This is a genomic window from Pseudonocardia sp. Ae505_Ps2, from assembly GCF_001932425.1.
Taxonomy (GTDB): domain Bacteria; phylum Actinomycetota; class Actinomycetes; order Mycobacteriales; family Pseudonocardiaceae; genus Pseudonocardia.
The window spans coordinates 3,433,500-3,449,743 of record NZ_MCIP01000001.1 but is presented as its reverse complement, the minus strand read 5'-3'; the positions used below and the strand labels follow the sequence as shown (position 1 = coordinate 3,449,743).

Sequence of the window (16,244 nt, the reverse complement as noted above, 5' to 3'; positions counted from 1 at the left end):
CCTCGCCCGGCGGGGCCCCGTCCCGCCGGGCGAGAATCGCCCGGTGAACGATCCACGGTCGGCCCCGCTGCGGGCCCGCGTCACCGGTCCGGTCGCTGCGGCCCTGCTCCTGCTCGCCGGGGTGCTGATCGCCCTGGCAGCGACGGGGGTGCTGCAGAGCGGTGACACCGAGACCGCGATCGGACTCGCCGCGGACCGGATCCCGGGGGTCACGGTGGTGGCGCTGGTGGTCACCGAGCTCGGGAACACCGTCGGCAGCACCGCGGTCGCCCTGGTCGGCGCGGCCGTGCTCGCGCTGCGCGGCCGGGCCGCCGAGGGGCTGTGCCTGGCCGCGGTGCCGCTCGTCGCGAGCGTGGTGTTCACGGTGATCAAGCAGCTGCTCGACCGGGCCCGCCCACCCGCGGACCTGCAAGTCACCTTCATCGCGAACGAGTCCCTGCCCTCCGGACACGCGACGATGGTCGCCGCCGCCTGGACGGCGCTGGTGCTCGTGCTGTGGCCGGTACTGCGCCCGCGCGGCCGGGTGCTGCTCACCGCGTTCGCGGTGCTGTGGGCCGGAGCCGTCGGGTTCACCCGCATCTACCTGGGTGTGCACTGGCTGTCCGACGTGCTCGCCGGATGGACGCTCGGGGCGGCGCTCGCGTTCACCGGGGTGACGGTGCTGTCGCTGGTCCTCTACCGGCGGACCCGGCGACGGGACGTCACCGCGGCCTGACCCGGCCACCGGCGCCGGTCAGGCCCCGGGGTCGGCGTCCGGTGTCCCGGCGCCGGTCAGGGCGCCGGTGACGCGCGTGGCCCGCTCCCCCGCCGCGGCGAGGGTGCGGGCGTGGTCGTGCCAGGCACCGATGTCCTCGCGCAGCCACGCCGCGCGCAGTGCCTCCGTCGCCGTCGTCCACTGCCGCAGCAGCGCGACCCCCTCGGCGGCGCCCGCGGCCTTCCGGTGCGTGCGCAGCGCACCGGTCATCGCGAGCACGGCACGCGTCGCGGTCGCGACCTTCCCGGTGATCTCGATCGGCACCGGGAGTCCCGCCGTGGCCTGGGCGACGGCGGCGGCGCGGGTCAGCAGCAGCACCGCGGCCACCACCGCGACCAGCACGACGACCGCCGTCGCCCAGAACGCCGCGCCCGCCACCGGGGTGAACGCGAGCACCAGCACGACGAGCAGCAGCGCGGGGACCGCCCACCGGACCCCGCGGGCGGTCCGGGCCAGGAGGTGGGCCCGGCGCTGGACCCCGGGGTCGGGTGGGGTGTCGTCGGCGCGCACGAGGCCGCGGTCGACGTACAGCAGAGCGGTGTCGGACGCGTCCGGCATGGGGTGATTGTGCACGGCTCCCGGGAGGACGGAACCGCGGGATTCGCGTACCCGGTGAGCGAGCTCGCCGACGTCACGTCCGGCCGTGGGGACGGGGCGGGCACGTGCGGTCGCTCCGCCCGGGTTCAGACCTGCTCCCGCGGGCACCACCAGGTCGACCGCCCGCCGACGGTCCCGTGCACCATCTCCGTCCCGCAGCGCGGGCAGTGCCCGCCCGGACGCCGGTGCTCGACGACCTCACCGGTGTGGACGCCGCCGTGGGCGATGGCCCGCTCCAGCGCGCGGCCGAGGTCGCGGTGCAGCCGATCCAGGTCGGCGCGGGTCAGGTCGCGGACCGGGGCCGTCGGCGAGATCCTCGCCTGCCACAGTGTCTCGTCGGCCAGCAGGTTCCCGACGCCGGCCAGCACGGACTGGTCGAGCAGCCGGGCCTTCACCGCCGACGTGCCGCGCAGCAGGCGTTCGCGGAACTCGGCGGGGTCGATGCCCTCGGCGTCGGGTCCGAGGCCGGACAGGTCGGGGTCGAGCCGGACCCGGCCGAGACGGCGCTTGTCGAACAGCCGGAGCTGCCCGCCGTCGTCGAAGGTCAGGGTGAACCGGTCCCACTCGGCCTTGCGCGGCTGCCGGTCGAGGCGGGCGGGGCCGCCGCCGATGCGCTCACCGTCGGAGTCGGTGACCACGATCCGTCCGCCCATCCCGAGATGCACGCCGAGCGCGGGCCCCGCCTCGCCGTCGGCGGTCTCGGTGTCGCACCACATGGTCTTGCCGATCCGGTTCGCCCGGGTGAGCCGCCCGCCCTTCAGCGCCGAGGCGATGTCACCGGGCCGGTGCGGGCGGCAGACCCAGTCGTCGCGGTCGTCGACGGCGGTGATCGTGCGGCCGACGGCCTCGGCGAGGACGGTGCGTGCGTTCTCCACCTCGGGCAGCTCCGGCATGACGGTCAGTGTGGCGTGGCCGGGGAACACGCGCGCGCCGGTCCGTCGTTGGGGCCGGTGTGACTGCTGGTGAACGGATGAAGGTGCGGGCGCCCGAACTGCGCGGACGGCGGTGGCTCAACACCGGCGGCGAGGACGTGACCCTCGCCGGGCTGCGCGGGCGGATCGTGGTGCTCGACTTCTGGACGTTCTGCTGCGTCAACTGCCTGCACGCGCTCGACGAGCTGCGGCCCCTGGAGGCCGAGTTCGGCGACGTCCTGACGATCATCGGGGTGCACTCGCCGAAGTTCGTGCACGAGGCGGACCCGGCCGCCGTCGAGGCCGCGGTGGAGCGCTACGACGTCACCCACCCCGTCCTCGACGATCCCGAGCTCACCACCTGGGACGCCTACGCCGCCCGCGCCTGGCCGACCCTGGCCGTCGTCGACCCGGACGGGTTCGTCGTCGCCCGGATGGCGGGCGAGGGCCACGGCCCCGGCCTGGCCGCGCTGGTCCGGGAGCTGGTCGCCACGCACGGCGACCGGCTGCGCCGCGGGGACGACCCGTACGTCCCGCCGCCCGCGCCGGACACCGCGCTGCGCTTCCCCGGCTCGGCCGTCGCGCTGCCCGGCGGCACGTTCCTCGTGTCCGACACCGCCCACCACCAGCTCGTCGAGCTGGCGGGCGACCTGGAGACCGAGGTGCGGCGGATCGGGGCCGGGGAGCGCGGGTTCGCCGACGGCGCGGCGTCGGCGGCGCGGTTCTCCGAGCCGCAGGGGCTGCTGGTCCTCCCCTCCGGCGACGCCGTCCTGGTCGCCGACACCGTCAACCACGCGGTCCGGCGGGTCGACCTGGCCGACGGCACCGTGTCCACCCTGGCCGGGACCGGTGAGCAGCTGCGCGAGCGGGTCGCGGTGGGCGCCACGTCGACGCTGCTGTCCTCGCCGTGGGACCTCGCGTGGTGGGGCGGCACGGTCGTCGCCGCCATGGCGGGCCCGCACCAGCTGTGGACCCTCGACCCCGCCACCGGCGAGGCCCGGGTGCTGGCCGGGACCACCACCGAGGGGCTGCGCGACGGGGCGTTCGACGAGGCGTTCTTCGCCCAGCCCTCCGGGCTCGCGGTGGGCCCCGACGGGACGCTGTGGGTCGCCGACTCCGAGATCTCCGCGCTGCGACGGATCGGGGACGGCCCCGGGGCCGCGGTCGCGACGGCCGTCGGGCAGGGGCTGTTCGAGTTCGGGCACCGCGACGGCCCGGCCGCGCAGGCGCTGCTGCAGCACCCGCTCGGGGTGACCGTGCTGCCCGACGGCTCGGTCGCCGTCGCCGACACCTACAACGGTGCCGTGCGCCGGTTCGACCCGGCCACGAACCGGGTCTCGACGCTGGCCGAGGGGCTCGCCGAACCGTCGGACCTGCTCGTCGACGGCGAGACACTGGTCGTCGTCGAGTCCGCGGCGCACCGGCTGGTGCGGCTGCCCGTCCCGGCCGGGTCGCTCGTGGCCGGCGACGCCCACGTCGTCCGGCGTACCCCGACGACGCTCGCCCCGGACGTGACGCTGCGGATCGGGTTCACCCCGCCCACCGGCCAGCACCTCGACGACCGCTACGGCGACCCGACGTCGCTGACCGTGGTCGCCGACCCGCCGTCGCTGCTGCGGGGCGGCGGCGGCACCGCGACCGGGCTGACCCGCGAGCTGCGTCTGGACCCGTCCGTCGGCGCCGGGGTGCTGCAGGTCGCGGTGACCGCGGCGGCCTGCGACGACCCGTCGGACGGGTTCGCCGCCTGCCACCGCTACCAGCAGGACTGGGGCATCCCGGTGACCGTCGGCGACGACGGCCCGGCCGAGCTGGAGCTCGACCTGCGGTCGGTCTAGCCCTCCATCCAGGCGAGCACCGCCATCACGCGGCGGTGGTCGTCCGAGGACGGCGGCAGTCCGAGCTTGGTGAAGATCGAGGAGATGTGCTTCTCCACCGCGCCCTGGGTGATCACCATGAGCCGCCCGATCGCGATGTTGGTGCGGCCCTGGGCCATGAGCTCCAGCACCTCGCGCTCGCGCGGGGACAGCTCGGCCAGCGGGTCACGCCGGCGGCGCTTGGTGAGCAGCGCGGAGACGACCTCCGGGTCCAGCACGGTGCCGCCCGCGGCGACCCTGCCGAGCGCGTCGGACAGGTCAGCGAGCTTGGAGACGCGGTCCTTGAGCAGGTAGCCGACCCCGCCACCGGCCTCCAGCAGGTCGGTGGCGTAGGACTCCTCGACGTACTGGGACAGCACGAGGATCCCCACCGACGGGAACCTCCGGCGGATCTCCAGCGCGGCCCGCAACCCCTCGTCGGTGAACGACGGCGGCATCCGGACGTCCACGACGGCCACCTCGGGCTGGTGCTCCTCCACCGCCGCGACCAGCGCGGTGCCGTCCCCGACGGCGGCGAGCACCGTCGCGTCCGCCTCCTCCAGCAGCCGGACCAGGCCCTCGCGCAGCAGCACCGAGTCCTCGGCGAGCACCACCCGCATCGTCATGGACCCATCCTGGGTCACGCGTCGCCGAGGCCGGCGACCGGGACCTCCGCGGTCAGGACGGTCGGGCCACCGGGCGGGCTGTCGACCTCCAGGCGTCCCTCGACGATCTCCAGCCGGTCGGCGAGCCCGGCCAGGCCGTGGCCCTTGCCCGGGTGGGCGCCGCCGCGGCCGTCGTCGCGGACGCTGACCCGAAGCAGCGTCTCGTCGACGGTCACCGTGACGGTCACCGCGGTCGCGCCGGCGTGCTTGGCGATGTTGGTGAGCGCCTCGGTCACCACGAAGTACGCGGTGTTCTCGACCAGGGCGGGCAGCCGGGCACCGTCGTCGAGGCCGACGTCGAGGTCGACCGGGACCGGGCAGCGGCCCGCGGCGGCCCGCAGCGCCGGGCCGAGCCCGCGGTCGGCGAGGATCGGTGGTGCGATGCCCCGGGACAGCGCGCGCAGCTCCGAGAGCGCCTCACGGCTCTGTTCCAGTGCCTCGTGCAGCAGCGGGCGGGCGCGCTCGGGATCGTCGTCGAGGCGCCGGACGGCGGACTCCAGGTCCATGCCGAGCCGCACCAGCCGCTGCTGCGGCCCGTCGTGGATGTCGCGTTCGAGCCGGCGCAGGGTCTGTGCCTCGGCCGCGACGGCCGCCCGCCGCCCGGCGGCCAGAGCCAGCGCGCGGGCCCGCAGTGCGGCCGTCTGGTTGGTGAGCAGGCCGCGGGCGAGCAGTGCGCGCATGTCGGTCAGCCACCGCACGACCGTCGGCAGGGTCACGAGCAGCAGAACCCCGAGCCCGGTGTTGAGCGCGACGTCGCCGAGGGTGGAGTCGATGCCGGTGACGGACCCGAACAGCGTCCAGTTCTCCGGCCCGCGCGGCAACGACCACTGCCAGAACACGTAGAACAGCCCGCCGAGCCCGGTGACCGCCCACACCAGCGCGACCACCGCGGTCAGGATCCGGACCGGCAGGGCGGCGACCGCGTGCGCCACGTCGCGCCAGCTCTGGGGGTCGGCCAGCGCCCGGAACAGCCGTCCCATCAGCGAGCGCCCGCGGTTGGGCCGGTAGTGGTGCGGCGGGAGCGGACCGCCGGTCGCGCCCTCGGTGGCCCGGCGCTCCAGCTCGGCGAACCCACGCGCCGCGGCCAGCAGACCGACGGTGATGGGCAGCCCGATCCAGATGACGAACGTGCTCGCCCCCAGCACCAGCCCGACCAGCACCACCACCCCGCTGACGACCGCCAGCGGCAGCCCGGCCAGCAGGTAGGCCATCTGCGCGCCGAGCCGGGTGCGTCCCGGCCACGTCGACGGCCAGCCCGGCGCGTGCGGCAGGTGCAGGCCGCCGTCGCGCAGCAGGTACTCGCGCAGCGCGCCGTTGCCCCAGCCCTCCAGCGCACGGACCAGGTGCGGGTCCAGGTGGCTGCCGCCCGGCTCGTCGGGGTCCGGCCGCGGCCGGACGGCCTGCTCCTCCGCCATCACGGTCCACCTCCTCGCCTGCCGGTCGTCCCCTGCGCAGGATAGGCGGTGACGAACGCCGCGCCGGGGTCGCGTGGGGCGGGGGCGACATGGTGAGCTACCACTCGGTAACAGACGCGACGACGCGAGAAGGTGTGCCCGTGGACCCCGCCGACCTCACCGACGTCCTGGACTCCGTCCGTGACTTCATCCGCACCGAGGTGGTGCCGCAGGAGGAGCGGATCGACGCCGAGGACGCCGTCCCCGAGCGCATCGTCGCCCAGTGCAAGGAGATGGGCCTCTACGGCTTCACCATCCCCGAGCAGTACGGCGGCCTCGGTCTGACCGCCTCACAGGAGGTCCGGCTCGCGTTCGAGCTCGGCTGGACGACCCCTGCGCTGCGTTCGTTGTTCGGCACCAACAACGGCATCGCCGGGCACGTGCTGCTGGAGGGCGGCACCGAGGAGCAGAAGAAGCAGTGGCTGCCCCGGCTGGCGTCCGGTGAGGTCACCGCCTCGTTCGGGCTGACCGAGGCCGACGCGGGCTCCGACCCGTCGTCGCTCACCACCAGGGCCGTCCGCGACGGCGACGGCTGGGTCCTCAACGGCTCCAAGCGCTACATCACCAACTCCCCCGTCGCCGACGTGATCATGGTGTTCGCGCGGACCGACCCGGACGCCCCCGGCAACCGCGGCATCTCGACCTTCCTCGTCCCGAAGGGCACCCCCGGCCTCTCGGTCGGGCCGAAGGACCACAAGATGGGCCAGTTCGGCGCGTGGACCGCCGACGTGTACCTCGACGACGTCCGCGTCCCGTTCGAGAACGTCGTCGGTGGCGAGGACGGCATCGACAAGGGCTTCCTCGTCGCCGCCAAGTGCCTGGCCCACGGCCGGCTGCACATCGCCGCCGTCTGCGTCGGGATGGCCGACCGCCTGGTCCACGAGACCGTCGAGTTCGCCAGGACCCGGGAGCAGGGCGGCAAGCCGATCGCGCGGTTCCAGCTGGTCCAGGGCCTGGTCGCGGACTCGGTCACCGACGCGCGTGCCGGCCGCGGTCTGGTCCTCGACGCCGCTCGCAGCTTCGACGACGGCACCGACATGGTCTCCGGGCCCGCCGCCGCGAAGTACTTCTGCTCGGAGATGGTGGGCCGGGTCGCCGACCGCGCCGTCCAGGTGCACGGCGGGGCGGGTTACATGCGCGGGGTCGCGGTCGAGCGGTTCTACCGCGACGCCCGGCTCTTCCGGATCTACGAGGGCACCAGCCAGATCCAGCAGGTGATCATCGCCCGCGACGCGCTGGGCCGCGCCGCCCGCGGCTGACCGTTCGCCTGCGGTCCGGCCCGTCCGGGCCGCCGGTCACCCGCCGGCGAGCACCCGGCGCAGCACCGCGGAGACCACCCGGATCTCCGCCACCAGGTCACCCGGCACCGGGGCGGAGACCCAGCGGGTGAAGGCCGTGCGGAACACCGCGACGCCCGCCTCGGCCGCCACGGTCGCACCCGGCTCGCCCACGCCCCGGTCACGCAGTCCCTCGGCGAGCACCCGCGTGACCGCCTCCATCTTCACCAGCTCCCGCTCGCGCAGCGAGACGTTCGCCATCAGCACCCCCTGCCGGCGCCGCGCGAACTCCCACCCCGGGTCGAACGCGCCGGCCGCGTGTTCCAGCGCGGCGCTCAGCGCACGCTCGGGTGGCACGTCCGGGCCCACGGCGGCCAGCCCCGCGGCGAACAGGGCCACGAACGACTCCCCCGAGTCCCCGCCGAACAGCACCTCCCGCTTGTCGGCGTAGTGCCGGAAGAACGTCCGCTTGGTGACCCCGGCCCGGGACGCGATGTCCTCCACCGTCGTGCCGTCGAAGCCGTGCTCCTCGAACAGGTCCAGGGCCGCTCCACGCAGCCGTCCGGCGGCGTCCGGCTCCCATCTGCCCATGCGCGCAGCCTACGTGATGACACCTCGTGTCATCCTGGTGTACGGTGATGTCATCAGGTGACATCACCTGGTCGTCATCACTCACGGAGGCACCACATGCGCATCCTCGTCACCGGGGCGACCGGCTGGATCGGCTCCGCCCTCGTTCCCGAGCTCCTCGGGGCGGGCCACCGCGTCGTCGGACTGTCCCGGTCCGACGCCGGCGCTGCCGCTCTCGACTCGGCGGGAGCCGAGGTCGTCCGGGGCGACCTGGACGACCTCGACCTGCTGTCCGCCACGGCCGCGCAGGTCGACGGCGTCGTCCACCTCGCCTTCAAGCACGACCTGGCCTTCGGTGGCGACTTCCCCGCCGCGGTCGCCGCGGACCGGGCGGCCGTCGCCGCACTCGCCGCACCGCTGAAGGGCACCGGCCGCCCGCTCGTCATCGCCTCCGGACTGGCCGGACACCATTCCGGCACGCCCGTCACCGAGGACGACCCGCCCGCCGCCGACAGCCCGGCGGCGCACCGCATGGCCACCGAGCGGGACGTCCTGGCCCTCGCCTCGGCGGACGTGCGCTCGACGAGCGTGCGGCTCGCCCCCACCGTGCACGGCGCGGGCGACACCGGCTTCGTGTCCGTGCTCGTCGAGACCGCACGCCGGACCGGGATCAGCGCCCAGGTCGGCGACGGGAGCACCCACTGGCCCGCCGTGCACGTCACCGACGCGGCACGGCTGTTCCGACTGGCCTGCGAGTCCGCCCCGGCCGCGACGGTGCTGCACGCCGCGGACGAGCAGGGCGTGCCGATGCGCGAGATCGCCGGCGCGATCGGCCGCGGGCTCGACGTGCCGGTGCGGGAGGTGCAGCCGGAGCACTTCGGCCACCTGGGCGCCTTCGCCGCGCTCGACATCGTCGCCCTCAGCGACCGGACCCGGGCGCTGCTCGGCTGGCGGCCGGAGGGGCCCACGCTCGTCGAGGACATCGAGCGGCACTACACCAGGGCCACCACGGCACAGCCGACGAGCTGAGGCACCGGCCAACGACGAACGGCCCCGCCCGGGATTCCCGGGCGGGGCCGTTCGTACGGTGCGGTGGATCAGTGGGCGGCGGGACCCCGGTGGTACTCGAACACCAGCCCGCCGACGGCGATCAGCACCAGCGTCATGCCGACGACGATCATCCAGGCGTACCAGAACGCCACACCCAGCGCGGCGAACGCCGCCGCGGCGGCCAGACCCAGGGGCCAGTAGCTGCCGGGCGAGAAGAAGCCCACCTCACCGGCGCCGTCGGACACCTCGGCCTCGGGGTTGTCCTCGGGACGCTCCTCCAGGCGGCGCGAGACGAACCGGAAGTACGTGCCGACGATCAGCGACAGACCCGCGGTCAGCCACAGCGCGGTCACGCCGACGACCTCACCGGCGATGAACATGTACGCCAGCGCGGCCAGGATGAAGAAGCCGGTGACGATCTCGAAGAGCCGGGACTCGATCTTCATGGGTGCGCGTCCTCCCTCAGCCCGTGACCTGCGCGGCGAGCTGGCCGCGGTCGGTCGAGAACGGCTGCGTGCTGATCGCCTCCGGCGCGCACCACTCGCCGCAGTTCAGCGCCTGCAGCGCCTCGCCGGTCGAGTAGGCCTGCCCGGTCTGCGGGTTGATCTCCTTGCGGAGCTGGATGTACCGGTCGAACAGCGCGGGCTCCAGGGCACGCACCTCGAAGTTCATCTGCGAGTGGTACGTGCCGCACAGCTCGGCGCAGCGACCGACGAACGCACCCTCACGGTCGATCCGGTCGATGATGTAGGTGTTGTCCTGCTCGTTCCGCTCCGGGAACGGGAAGACGTCGCGCTTGAAGAGGAACTCCGGCACGTAGAACGAGTGGATGACGTCGGGCGAGCGCTGCGTGAACTGGATCGACCGGTCGGTCGGGAGGACCATGATCGGGATCGTGTCGCTCGTGCCCAGCGTGCTCACCGGGCGTCCGCCCGGGCCGGCCTCGTCGGGGTAGGAGAACTCCCAGTTCCACTGGAACCCGACGATGTCGACCCGCAGGTCGGCCGGGCCACCCGCGGTCGGGTTCTCCTTGTCGACGAAGTTCTGCACGTTCACCGTGAAGCCGAAGAGCACGGCGACGATGACGGTCGGGATGGCGGTGAAGACGAGCTCGACCGGCAGGTTGTACTGCGTCTGGCGCGGCAGCGAGCCGTCGTCGTCCTTGCGCTTGCGGTGCAGGATCATCGCCCAGAACATCGCGCCCCAGGTGATGACACCGACGATCAGCGCCGCGATCGCGGACCAGGTCCACAGGTGGCGCATCGACTCGGCTTCGGGGGTCACCCCCTCGGGCCACCCGAACCGGATGACCTCCTGGACCGAGCAACCGGCCAGAGCCGGCGCCGCCAGCAGGCCGACCACGGCCACCTTCGCCGCCCGGGCGATCCGGGAGCGGCCTTCGGTTCGGGCCACTGCACGCCGCCTTCCTGTCGTCTCCTGCGTACGCCGCACTGCCAGCACGTTCTTCCTTGCTCCGCCGTCACGACACCGCGGCCGAAGGGGATCTTGTGCCACCCGTATGGAGCACCGTCTTCGACCTCGCGTAGAGCCTAGACGAACCCCGGTCGGGCCGCGCCCCCCGGGGGTTCCCGGCCGGCGAGTGAACGTCGTCACCGCCGCAGGGGAAACCGGCAGTCTCTCAGCGGGAAGACCGTTTCGCACCGGGGCGCGCGAGACCCGTCCGGCTGACTCGGCATACTGACCGGTGTGTGCGGACTGCTGGGATTGCTGACCGCCGGGGCGGACGCCGCGACCCGGGTCGAGCCGATCGCCGACGGGCTGCGCTGTGCGCGGCACCGGGGACCCGACGAGAGCGAGACGTGGAACGACCACGACCTCGTCCTGGGGTTCAACCGGCTGTCGATCATCGACGTCGACCATTCCCACCAACCCCTGCACTGGGGGCCGGTGCCGGGAGAGGACACCCGCTACACGATCGTCTTCAACGGCGAGATCTACAACTACCTCGAGCTCCGTGAGGAGCTGATCGAGACCTACGACGCGGCCTTCGCCACCGACGGCGACGGCGAGGTCATCGTCGCGGCGTTCCACTACTGGGGCCCCGACGCCGTCCAGCGCCTGCGCGGCATGTTCGCCTTCGCGATCTGGGACGTCGTGGAGCGCGAGCTGTTCCTGGCCCGCGACCCGTTCGGCATCAAGCCGCTGTTCCTGGCCACCACCCCGGTCGGCACCGCGTTCGCCAGCGAGAAGAAGTCGCTGCTGTCCCTGGCCGGTGAGCTCGAGATCGGGCTCGACCTGGAGCCGGCCGCGCTGCAGCACTACCTGACCCTGCAGTACGTGCCCGAGCCGATGTCGCTGCACCGGATGATCTCGCGCGTCGAGTCCGGCACGCACGTCACCGTGCGCCCCGGCGAGGAGCCGCTGCACCAGCGCTACTTCGCGCCGAAGTTCATCTCACTGCCCAGCCACGCCCCGGCCAGCGCCGAGGCGGAGGCGATCGTGCACGGCGAGATCGCCGACGTGCTGCGCGACTCGGTCGCCAAGCACATGCGGGCCGACGTCACCGTCGGCGCGTTCCTGTCCGGCGGGATCGACTCCACCGCCATCGCGGCGCTGGCCAAGGAGCACAACCCGAACCTGATCACCTTCACCACCGGGTTCGAGCGCGAGGGCTACTCCGAGGTCGACGTGGCCGCCGAGTCCGCCGCGGCGATCGGCGTGCGGCACGTGGTGCGCACCGTCAAGCCGGACGAGATGATGGAGGCCCTGCCGCTCATCATCTGGTACCTCGACGACCCGGTCGCCGACCCCGCGCTGGTCCCGCTGTGGTTCATCGCCCGCGAGGCCCGCCAGCACGTCAAGGTCGTCCTGTCCGGCGAGGGCGCCGACGAGCTGTTCGGCGGCTACTCGATCTACCGCGAGCCGCTGTCGCTGTCGCCGTTCGAGAAGGTCCCCGGCACGCTCAAGCCGCTCATGCGCCGGGCCTCGCGCAAGATGCCCGAGGGCATGCGGGGCAAGGACCTGCTGCGCCGCGGGTCGCTGTCGATGGAGCAGCGCTACTACGGCAACGCCCGCATCTTCCGTGACGACCAGCTCCACGAGGTCCTGCGCGGCTACGACCCGCGGGTGTCGCACCAGGACGTCACGGCGCCGCACTACTTCGCCAGCCACGACTGGGACCCGGTCGCCCGGATGCAGCACGTGGACCTGTTCACCTGGCTGCGTGGCGACATCCTGGTCAAGGCCGACAAGATGACGATGGCGCACTCGCTGGAGCTGCGGGTGCCGTTCCTCGACCCCGAGGTCTTCGACATCGCCTCGTCGCTGCCGCAGTCGCAGAAGATCACCCACGGCTCGAACGGCACCACGAAGTACGCGCTGCGCCGGGCCTGCGAGGGCATCATCCCGCCGCACGTGCTGAACCGGCCGAAGCTGGGCTTCCCGGTGCCGATCCGGCACTGGCTGCGCGACGAGATGTACGCCTGGGCGCGCGATATCCTGCAGAACTCCGGGGCCGGGCACCTGATCGACCTGCAGGCCGTGCACCGCATGCTCGACGCGCACCGCGAGGGCCCGGTCGACCACTCCCGCCGGATCTGGGCGGTGCTGGTCTTCCTGCTGTGGCACGGGATCTTCGTCGAGAAGCGGATCGTTCCCGAGGTCCCGACCCCGACCTACCCGGTCAAGATCTGAGCGGTCCCGCACGACGACGGGCCGGCACCCCTGGGGGTGCCGGCCCGTTCGGCCACTACGGCGGGGTCAGCCGGGCAGGACGGCCCGGATCTCGTCGGCGGCGGCGTCACCGAACGCGTCGCGCAGCCGGATGAGGGCAGCGTCGCGGTCCCAGGTCCACTCCTGCGGGCCGTCGGACTCCAGGACGTAGGTCGCGATGAGCGCGCCCAGCTGGGCCGAGCGCTCCAGCGACAGCCCGGCGCCGAGCGCGGTGAGGAACCCGGCGCGCCAGGCGTCACCGACGCCGGTCGGGTCGACCAGCTCGGTCGGCGGGACGACGTCGATCCGGGTCTCGGTGCCGTCGGCCTCGACGATCAGCGCACCCCGCTCGCCGAAGGTGGTGATCCGGGTGCCGACCTTGGCGCCGATCTCCTCGGCGGTCCAGCCGGTCTTCTTGAGCAGCAGCTCGAACTCGTAGTCGTTGGTGACCAGGTAGGTGGCGCCCTCGATGAGGCGCTTCACCTCGGGACCCTCCATGCGGGCCAGCTGCTGGGACGGGTCGGCGAGGAAGGGGTAGCCCTGGGCGCGGCACTCGTCGGTGTGGCGCAGCATCGCGTCGGGGTCGCTGGCGCCGATGAGCACCAGGTCGAACCCGCCGACGCGCTCGGCGATCGGGGCGAGCTCGATCTCCTTCGACTTGGCCATCGCGCCGGTGTAGAAGGACGCGATCTGCCGCATGTCGTCGTCGGTGGTGCAGACGAAGCGGGCGGTGTGGACGTCGTCGTGGGTGTGCACCCCGGAGGTGTCGACCCCCAGGTCGTCGAGCACCTTCCGGTACTCGGCGAAGTCGGCGCCGACGGCGCCGATCAGCACCGGGTTCTGGCCGAGCACACCGAGCGCGAAGGCGATGTTGCCGGCCACGCCGCCCCGGCGGATCGTCAGGTCGTCGACCAGGAAGCTGACCGAGATCCGGTCGAGCTGCTCGGCCAGGATCTGCTCGGAGAACTTCCCGGGGAAGTGCATGAGATTGTCGGAGGCGATCGACCCCGTCACGGCAATAGGCACACGGGGGAGCCTACGTCACCCGAGCCGAAGGGCCCCGCCGGAGATCACCGGCGGGGCCCTTCGGAGGTGCTGTCGTGCGACGTCAGTTGAAGCTGTCGCCACAGGCGCAGGAGCCGCCCGCGTTCGGGTTGTCGATCGTGAAGCCCTGCTTCTCGATGGTGTCGACGAAGTCGATCGTGGCGCCCTGCAGGTACGGGGCGCTCATCCGGTCGACGCCGACCTTGAGACCGTGGAAGTCACGGAAGAGGTCACCGTCGAGCGACCGGTCGTCGAAGAAGAGCTGGTAGCGCAGGCCGGCGCAGCCACCGGGCTGCACGGCGATGCGCAGGTGCATGTCGTCACGGCCCTCCTGCTCGAGCAGGGTGCGCGCCTTGACGGCAGCGGAGTCGGTCAGCTCCACGCCGTGCGTCTGCTCCGTGGTCGCGCCCGCGTTCACGGTGTTGTCAACGGTCATGACTCTCCCAACAACGTGCGTGGTCCGCCCTGTTCCCACCGGGCGTCGGAATCCATAGTACGACGTCCCGCAGGTCCGCATCCGCGCGGAGACCGTGCGATTCGTCGCCGGGAGGGTGACGGGGATCACCGACTCCAGCGCGGAGCGACACGTTCGGCCAGGTCGGCGAGGGTCCCGGCCGGGTCGGCCAGCGAGGCCTCCAGCCCGAACTCCTCGGCCACCCCGAACGCGGCGTCGACCCCCGCCGCGGCGGCCTCCCGGCGCCCGACGCTCACCTGACCGGCCAGCACCACGCACGGCGTGCCGCGCTCGGCCGCGCCCCGGGCGACCGCGGTGACGAGCTTGCCGCGCAGCGACTGCCAGTCGAAGCTGCCCTCCCCGGTCACCGCGACGTCGGCGGCGTCCAGCTCGGCGTCGAGCCCGACCAGGTCGCGGACCAGTCCGGCACCGGACTCGACCCGCGCGCCGAGGGCGAGCAGCGCGGCACCGAGACCGCCCGCGGCCCCTGCCGAGGGCAGGTCGCTCACGTCGCGCCCGGCCAGGCCGGCGAGCACCCCGGCAAACACGGTCAGCGCGCGGTCCAGCTCGGTGACCGCGGCGTCGTCGGCGCCCTTCTGCGGGCCGAACACCGCGGCGGCGCCGTGCGGTCCGAGCAGCGGGTTGTCGACGTCGCTCGCCGCGACCAGGGTCATCCCACCCAGGTCGGGTGTGCCGTCGAGGCGGGCACAGCAGTCCAGGGACGCGCCGCCGGGTGGGAGCGGGAGACCGTCCTCGTCGACGGGGACGGCGCCGAGGGCGGCCAGCAGGCCGGCGCCGCCGTCGGTGGTGGCGGACCCGCCCAGCCCCACGACGGCGGTGGTGACCCCGGTGTCCCGGGCGGCGGCGAGCAGCTCCCCCACGCCGGAGGTCGTCGCGGTGCGGGCGACCCCGGGGATCCGGTCCTCGCGCGGGACGTGGTGCAGGCCGCACGCCGAGGCGCACTCCAGGTAGGCCGTGTCCCCGACGCGCAGCCAGGACCCGGTCACCGGGTCGCCGAGCGGACCGGTGACCTCCTGCTCGTGCAGGGTCCCGCCGAGCGCGGTGTGCAGCACCTCCGCGAAGCCGGTGCCGCCGTCGGCGAGAGGGACGATCGCGACGTCGGCGCCGGGCACCCCGCGACGCCAGCCCGCGGCGATCGCCTCGGCCGCCTCCCGTGCGCTCAGCGTTCCGCCGAACGAGTCGGGAGCCACCACGATGCGCATGCGGGGCAGGCTAGCGGCGGCCCGTATTGTGGGCTCCTGTGAGGTTCCTGCGCCGCTCCGAGAGTTCCGACCAGGCCGGTCAGACGGCCGTCGAGTCCCCGGCGGACACGGACGCTGCGGAGACGGAGGACGAGGGCGCGACCCGCTCGCGTCCCCGCACCACCCCCGGCAAGGGCCGGGCGACGCCGAAGCGCCGTGACGCCGAAGGCAGGCGGCGCGGCCCCGCGCCGCCCCCGCCGCGCACCCAGCGGGAGGCCGCGAAGCTGGCCCGCGCCACCCGGCCGTCGAAGGACGAGCGCCGGGCGAAGGCGCTGGAGCGCCGCAAGCGGATGGACGCCGGTGACGACCGCGTGCTGCTCCCCCGTGACCGCGGCAAGGTGCGGGCGTACGTGCGTGACATCGTCGACTCGCGCCCGCACGTCATCGGGCTGTTCCTGCCGCTGGCCGCGCTCGTGCTGGTCGCGGCGCTGATCCAGAACCCGATGATCCAGCAGTACGTCACGCTGTTCACGTTCCTGATGCTGATCGTGATGGTCGTCGAGGGCACGCTGCTGGGCATGCAGGTCCTGAAGAAGGCCCGCGCGAAGTTCCCCGACGAGGAGATCAAGGGCCTCGGCACCGGGTGGTACGCGTTCTCCCGCGCCACCCAGCCGCGACGGATGCGGGTGCCCAAGCCGCGCGTCAAGCGCGGCGACACGGTCTGACACCGTCCCGGCGGGC

The 16,244-nt window shown here is 73.6% G+C and carries 16 protein-coding genes; 6 read left to right on the top strand and 10 right to left on the bottom strand.

The window, feature by feature from the left end; translation table 11 throughout:
* The first annotated feature begins 43 nt into the window (after nucleotides 1-43).
* Nucleotides 44-715 (top strand): phosphatase PAP2 family protein, encoded by a 672-nt coding sequence (locus Ae505Ps2_RS16480; protein ID WP_075333561.1) that lies wholly within the window; start codon nucleotides 44-46, stop codon nucleotides 713-715.
* 18 nt (nucleotides 716-733) lie between these two features.
* Here Ae505Ps2_RS16480 and Ae505Ps2_RS16475 read toward each other — a convergent pair whose 3' ends face one another.
* On the bottom strand, nucleotides 734-1,312 hold the full coding sequence (locus tag Ae505Ps2_RS16475; RefSeq protein WP_075307041.1) for a hypothetical protein: 579 nt from the start codon (nucleotides 1,310-1,312) through the stop codon (nucleotides 734-736).
* A 125-nt stretch (nucleotides 1,313-1,437) separates the two neighbouring features.
* Entirely contained in the window at nucleotides 1,438-2,244 is an 807-nt protein-coding gene (locus tag Ae505Ps2_RS16470) for a DNA-formamidopyrimidine glycosylase family protein (protein ID WP_075334289.1), read from the bottom strand.
* A gap of 77 nt (nucleotides 2,245-2,321) precedes the next feature.
* Here Ae505Ps2_RS16470 and Ae505Ps2_RS16465 point away from each other — a divergent pair, with 77 nt between their 5' ends.
* Nucleotides 2,322-4,097 (top strand): NHL domain-containing thioredoxin family protein, encoded by a 1,776-nt coding sequence (locus Ae505Ps2_RS16465; RefSeq protein ID WP_075553755.1) that lies wholly within the window; start codon nucleotides 2,322-2,324, stop codon nucleotides 4,095-4,097.
* Here the strand turns inward: Ae505Ps2_RS16465 and Ae505Ps2_RS16460 are convergent.
* Both Ae505Ps2_RS16460 and Ae505Ps2_RS16455 read right to left on the bottom strand, forming a co-directional pair.
* A complete protein-coding gene (locus tag Ae505Ps2_RS16460) occupies nucleotides 4,094-4,735 on the bottom strand; it encodes a response regulator transcription factor (protein ID WP_043282742.1) in 642 nt (213 codons plus the stop codon). The genes Ae505Ps2_RS16465 and Ae505Ps2_RS16460 overlap by 4 nt on opposite strands.
* 20 nt (nucleotides 4,736-4,755) lie before the next feature.
* On the bottom strand, nucleotides 4,756-6,195 hold the full coding sequence (locus Ae505Ps2_RS16455; RefSeq protein ID WP_020628297.1) for a sensor histidine kinase: 1,440 nt from the start codon (nucleotides 6,193-6,195) through the stop codon (nucleotides 4,756-4,758).
* Between the two features lie 140 nt (nucleotides 6,196-6,335).
* Between Ae505Ps2_RS16455 and Ae505Ps2_RS16450 the strand changes: the two genes are divergently transcribed.
* Nucleotides 6,336-7,493, top strand: a complete 1,158-nt coding sequence (locus Ae505Ps2_RS16450; RefSeq protein WP_060711624.1) for an acyl-CoA dehydrogenase family protein — start codon at nucleotides 6,336-6,338, stop codon at nucleotides 7,491-7,493.
* A 36-nt stretch (nucleotides 7,494-7,529) separates the two neighbouring features.
* Here the strand turns inward: Ae505Ps2_RS16450 and Ae505Ps2_RS16445 are convergent, their stop codons facing one another.
* Entirely contained in the window at nucleotides 7,530-8,102 is a 573-nt protein-coding gene (locus Ae505Ps2_RS16445; protein WP_075553754.1) for a TetR family transcriptional regulator, read from the bottom strand.
* 96 nt (nucleotides 8,103-8,198) lie between these two features.
* On the opposite strand from Ae505Ps2_RS16445, the gene Ae505Ps2_RS16440 reads away from it, so the two are divergent.
* Nucleotides 8,199-9,110: an SDR family oxidoreductase gene (locus Ae505Ps2_RS16440; RefSeq protein WP_075307047.1), complete on the top strand. Its 912-nt coding sequence runs from the start codon at nucleotides 8,199-8,201 to the stop codon at nucleotides 9,108-9,110.
* A gap of 68 nt (nucleotides 9,111-9,178) precedes the next feature.
* On the opposite strand, the gene Ae505Ps2_RS16435 is transcribed toward Ae505Ps2_RS16440, so the two are convergent.
* Nucleotides 9,179-9,577, bottom strand: a complete 399-nt coding sequence (locus Ae505Ps2_RS16435; protein ID WP_020628301.1) for a cytochrome c oxidase subunit 4 — start codon at nucleotides 9,575-9,577, stop codon at nucleotides 9,179-9,181.
* Between the two features lie 16 nt (nucleotides 9,578-9,593).
* A complete protein-coding gene (locus tag Ae505Ps2_RS16430; RefSeq protein WP_020628302.1) occupies nucleotides 9,594-10,544 on the bottom strand; it encodes a cytochrome c oxidase subunit II in 951 nt (316 codons plus the stop codon).
* Between the two features lie 294 nt (nucleotides 10,545-10,838).
* On the opposite strand from Ae505Ps2_RS16430, the gene asnB reads away from it, so the two are divergent.
* Entirely contained in the window at nucleotides 10,839-12,785 is a 1,947-nt protein-coding gene (asnB, locus tag Ae505Ps2_RS16425) for an asparagine synthase (glutamine-hydrolyzing) (RefSeq protein ID WP_075307049.1), read from the top strand.
* Nucleotides 12,786-12,851: 66 nt separating this feature from the next.
* On the opposite strand, the gene Ae505Ps2_RS16420 is transcribed toward asnB, so the two are convergent.
* The 3 genes from Ae505Ps2_RS16420 to Ae505Ps2_RS16410 all read right to left on the bottom strand — a co-directional run bounded on the left by Ae505Ps2_RS16420 (nucleotide 12,852) and on the right by Ae505Ps2_RS16410 (nucleotide 15,524).
* Nucleotides 12,852-13,787: a carbohydrate kinase family protein gene (locus Ae505Ps2_RS16420; RefSeq protein ID WP_139320249.1), complete on the bottom strand. Its 936-nt coding sequence runs from the start codon at nucleotides 13,785-13,787 to the stop codon at nucleotides 12,852-12,854.
* A 124-nt stretch (nucleotides 13,788-13,911) separates the two neighbouring features.
* Nucleotides 13,912-14,283: an iron-sulfur cluster assembly accessory protein gene (locus Ae505Ps2_RS16415; RefSeq protein WP_020628305.1), complete on the bottom strand. Its 372-nt coding sequence runs from the start codon at nucleotides 14,281-14,283 to the stop codon at nucleotides 13,912-13,914.
* A gap of 125 nt (nucleotides 14,284-14,408) precedes the next feature.
* Nucleotides 14,409-15,524 (bottom strand): glycerate kinase, encoded by a 1,116-nt coding sequence (locus tag Ae505Ps2_RS16410; protein ID WP_075553753.1) that lies wholly within the window; start codon nucleotides 15,522-15,524, stop codon nucleotides 14,409-14,411.
* A gap of 38 nt (nucleotides 15,525-15,562) precedes the next feature.
* Between Ae505Ps2_RS16410 and Ae505Ps2_RS16405 the strand changes: the two genes are divergently transcribed.
* The gene (locus Ae505Ps2_RS16405) at nucleotides 15,563-16,228 is read left to right on the top strand and encodes a DUF3043 domain-containing protein (protein WP_020628307.1); all 666 of its coding nucleotides are present in this window, start codon (nucleotides 15,563-15,565) and stop codon (nucleotides 16,226-16,228) included.
* Nucleotides 16,229-16,244 lie beyond the last annotated feature (16 nt).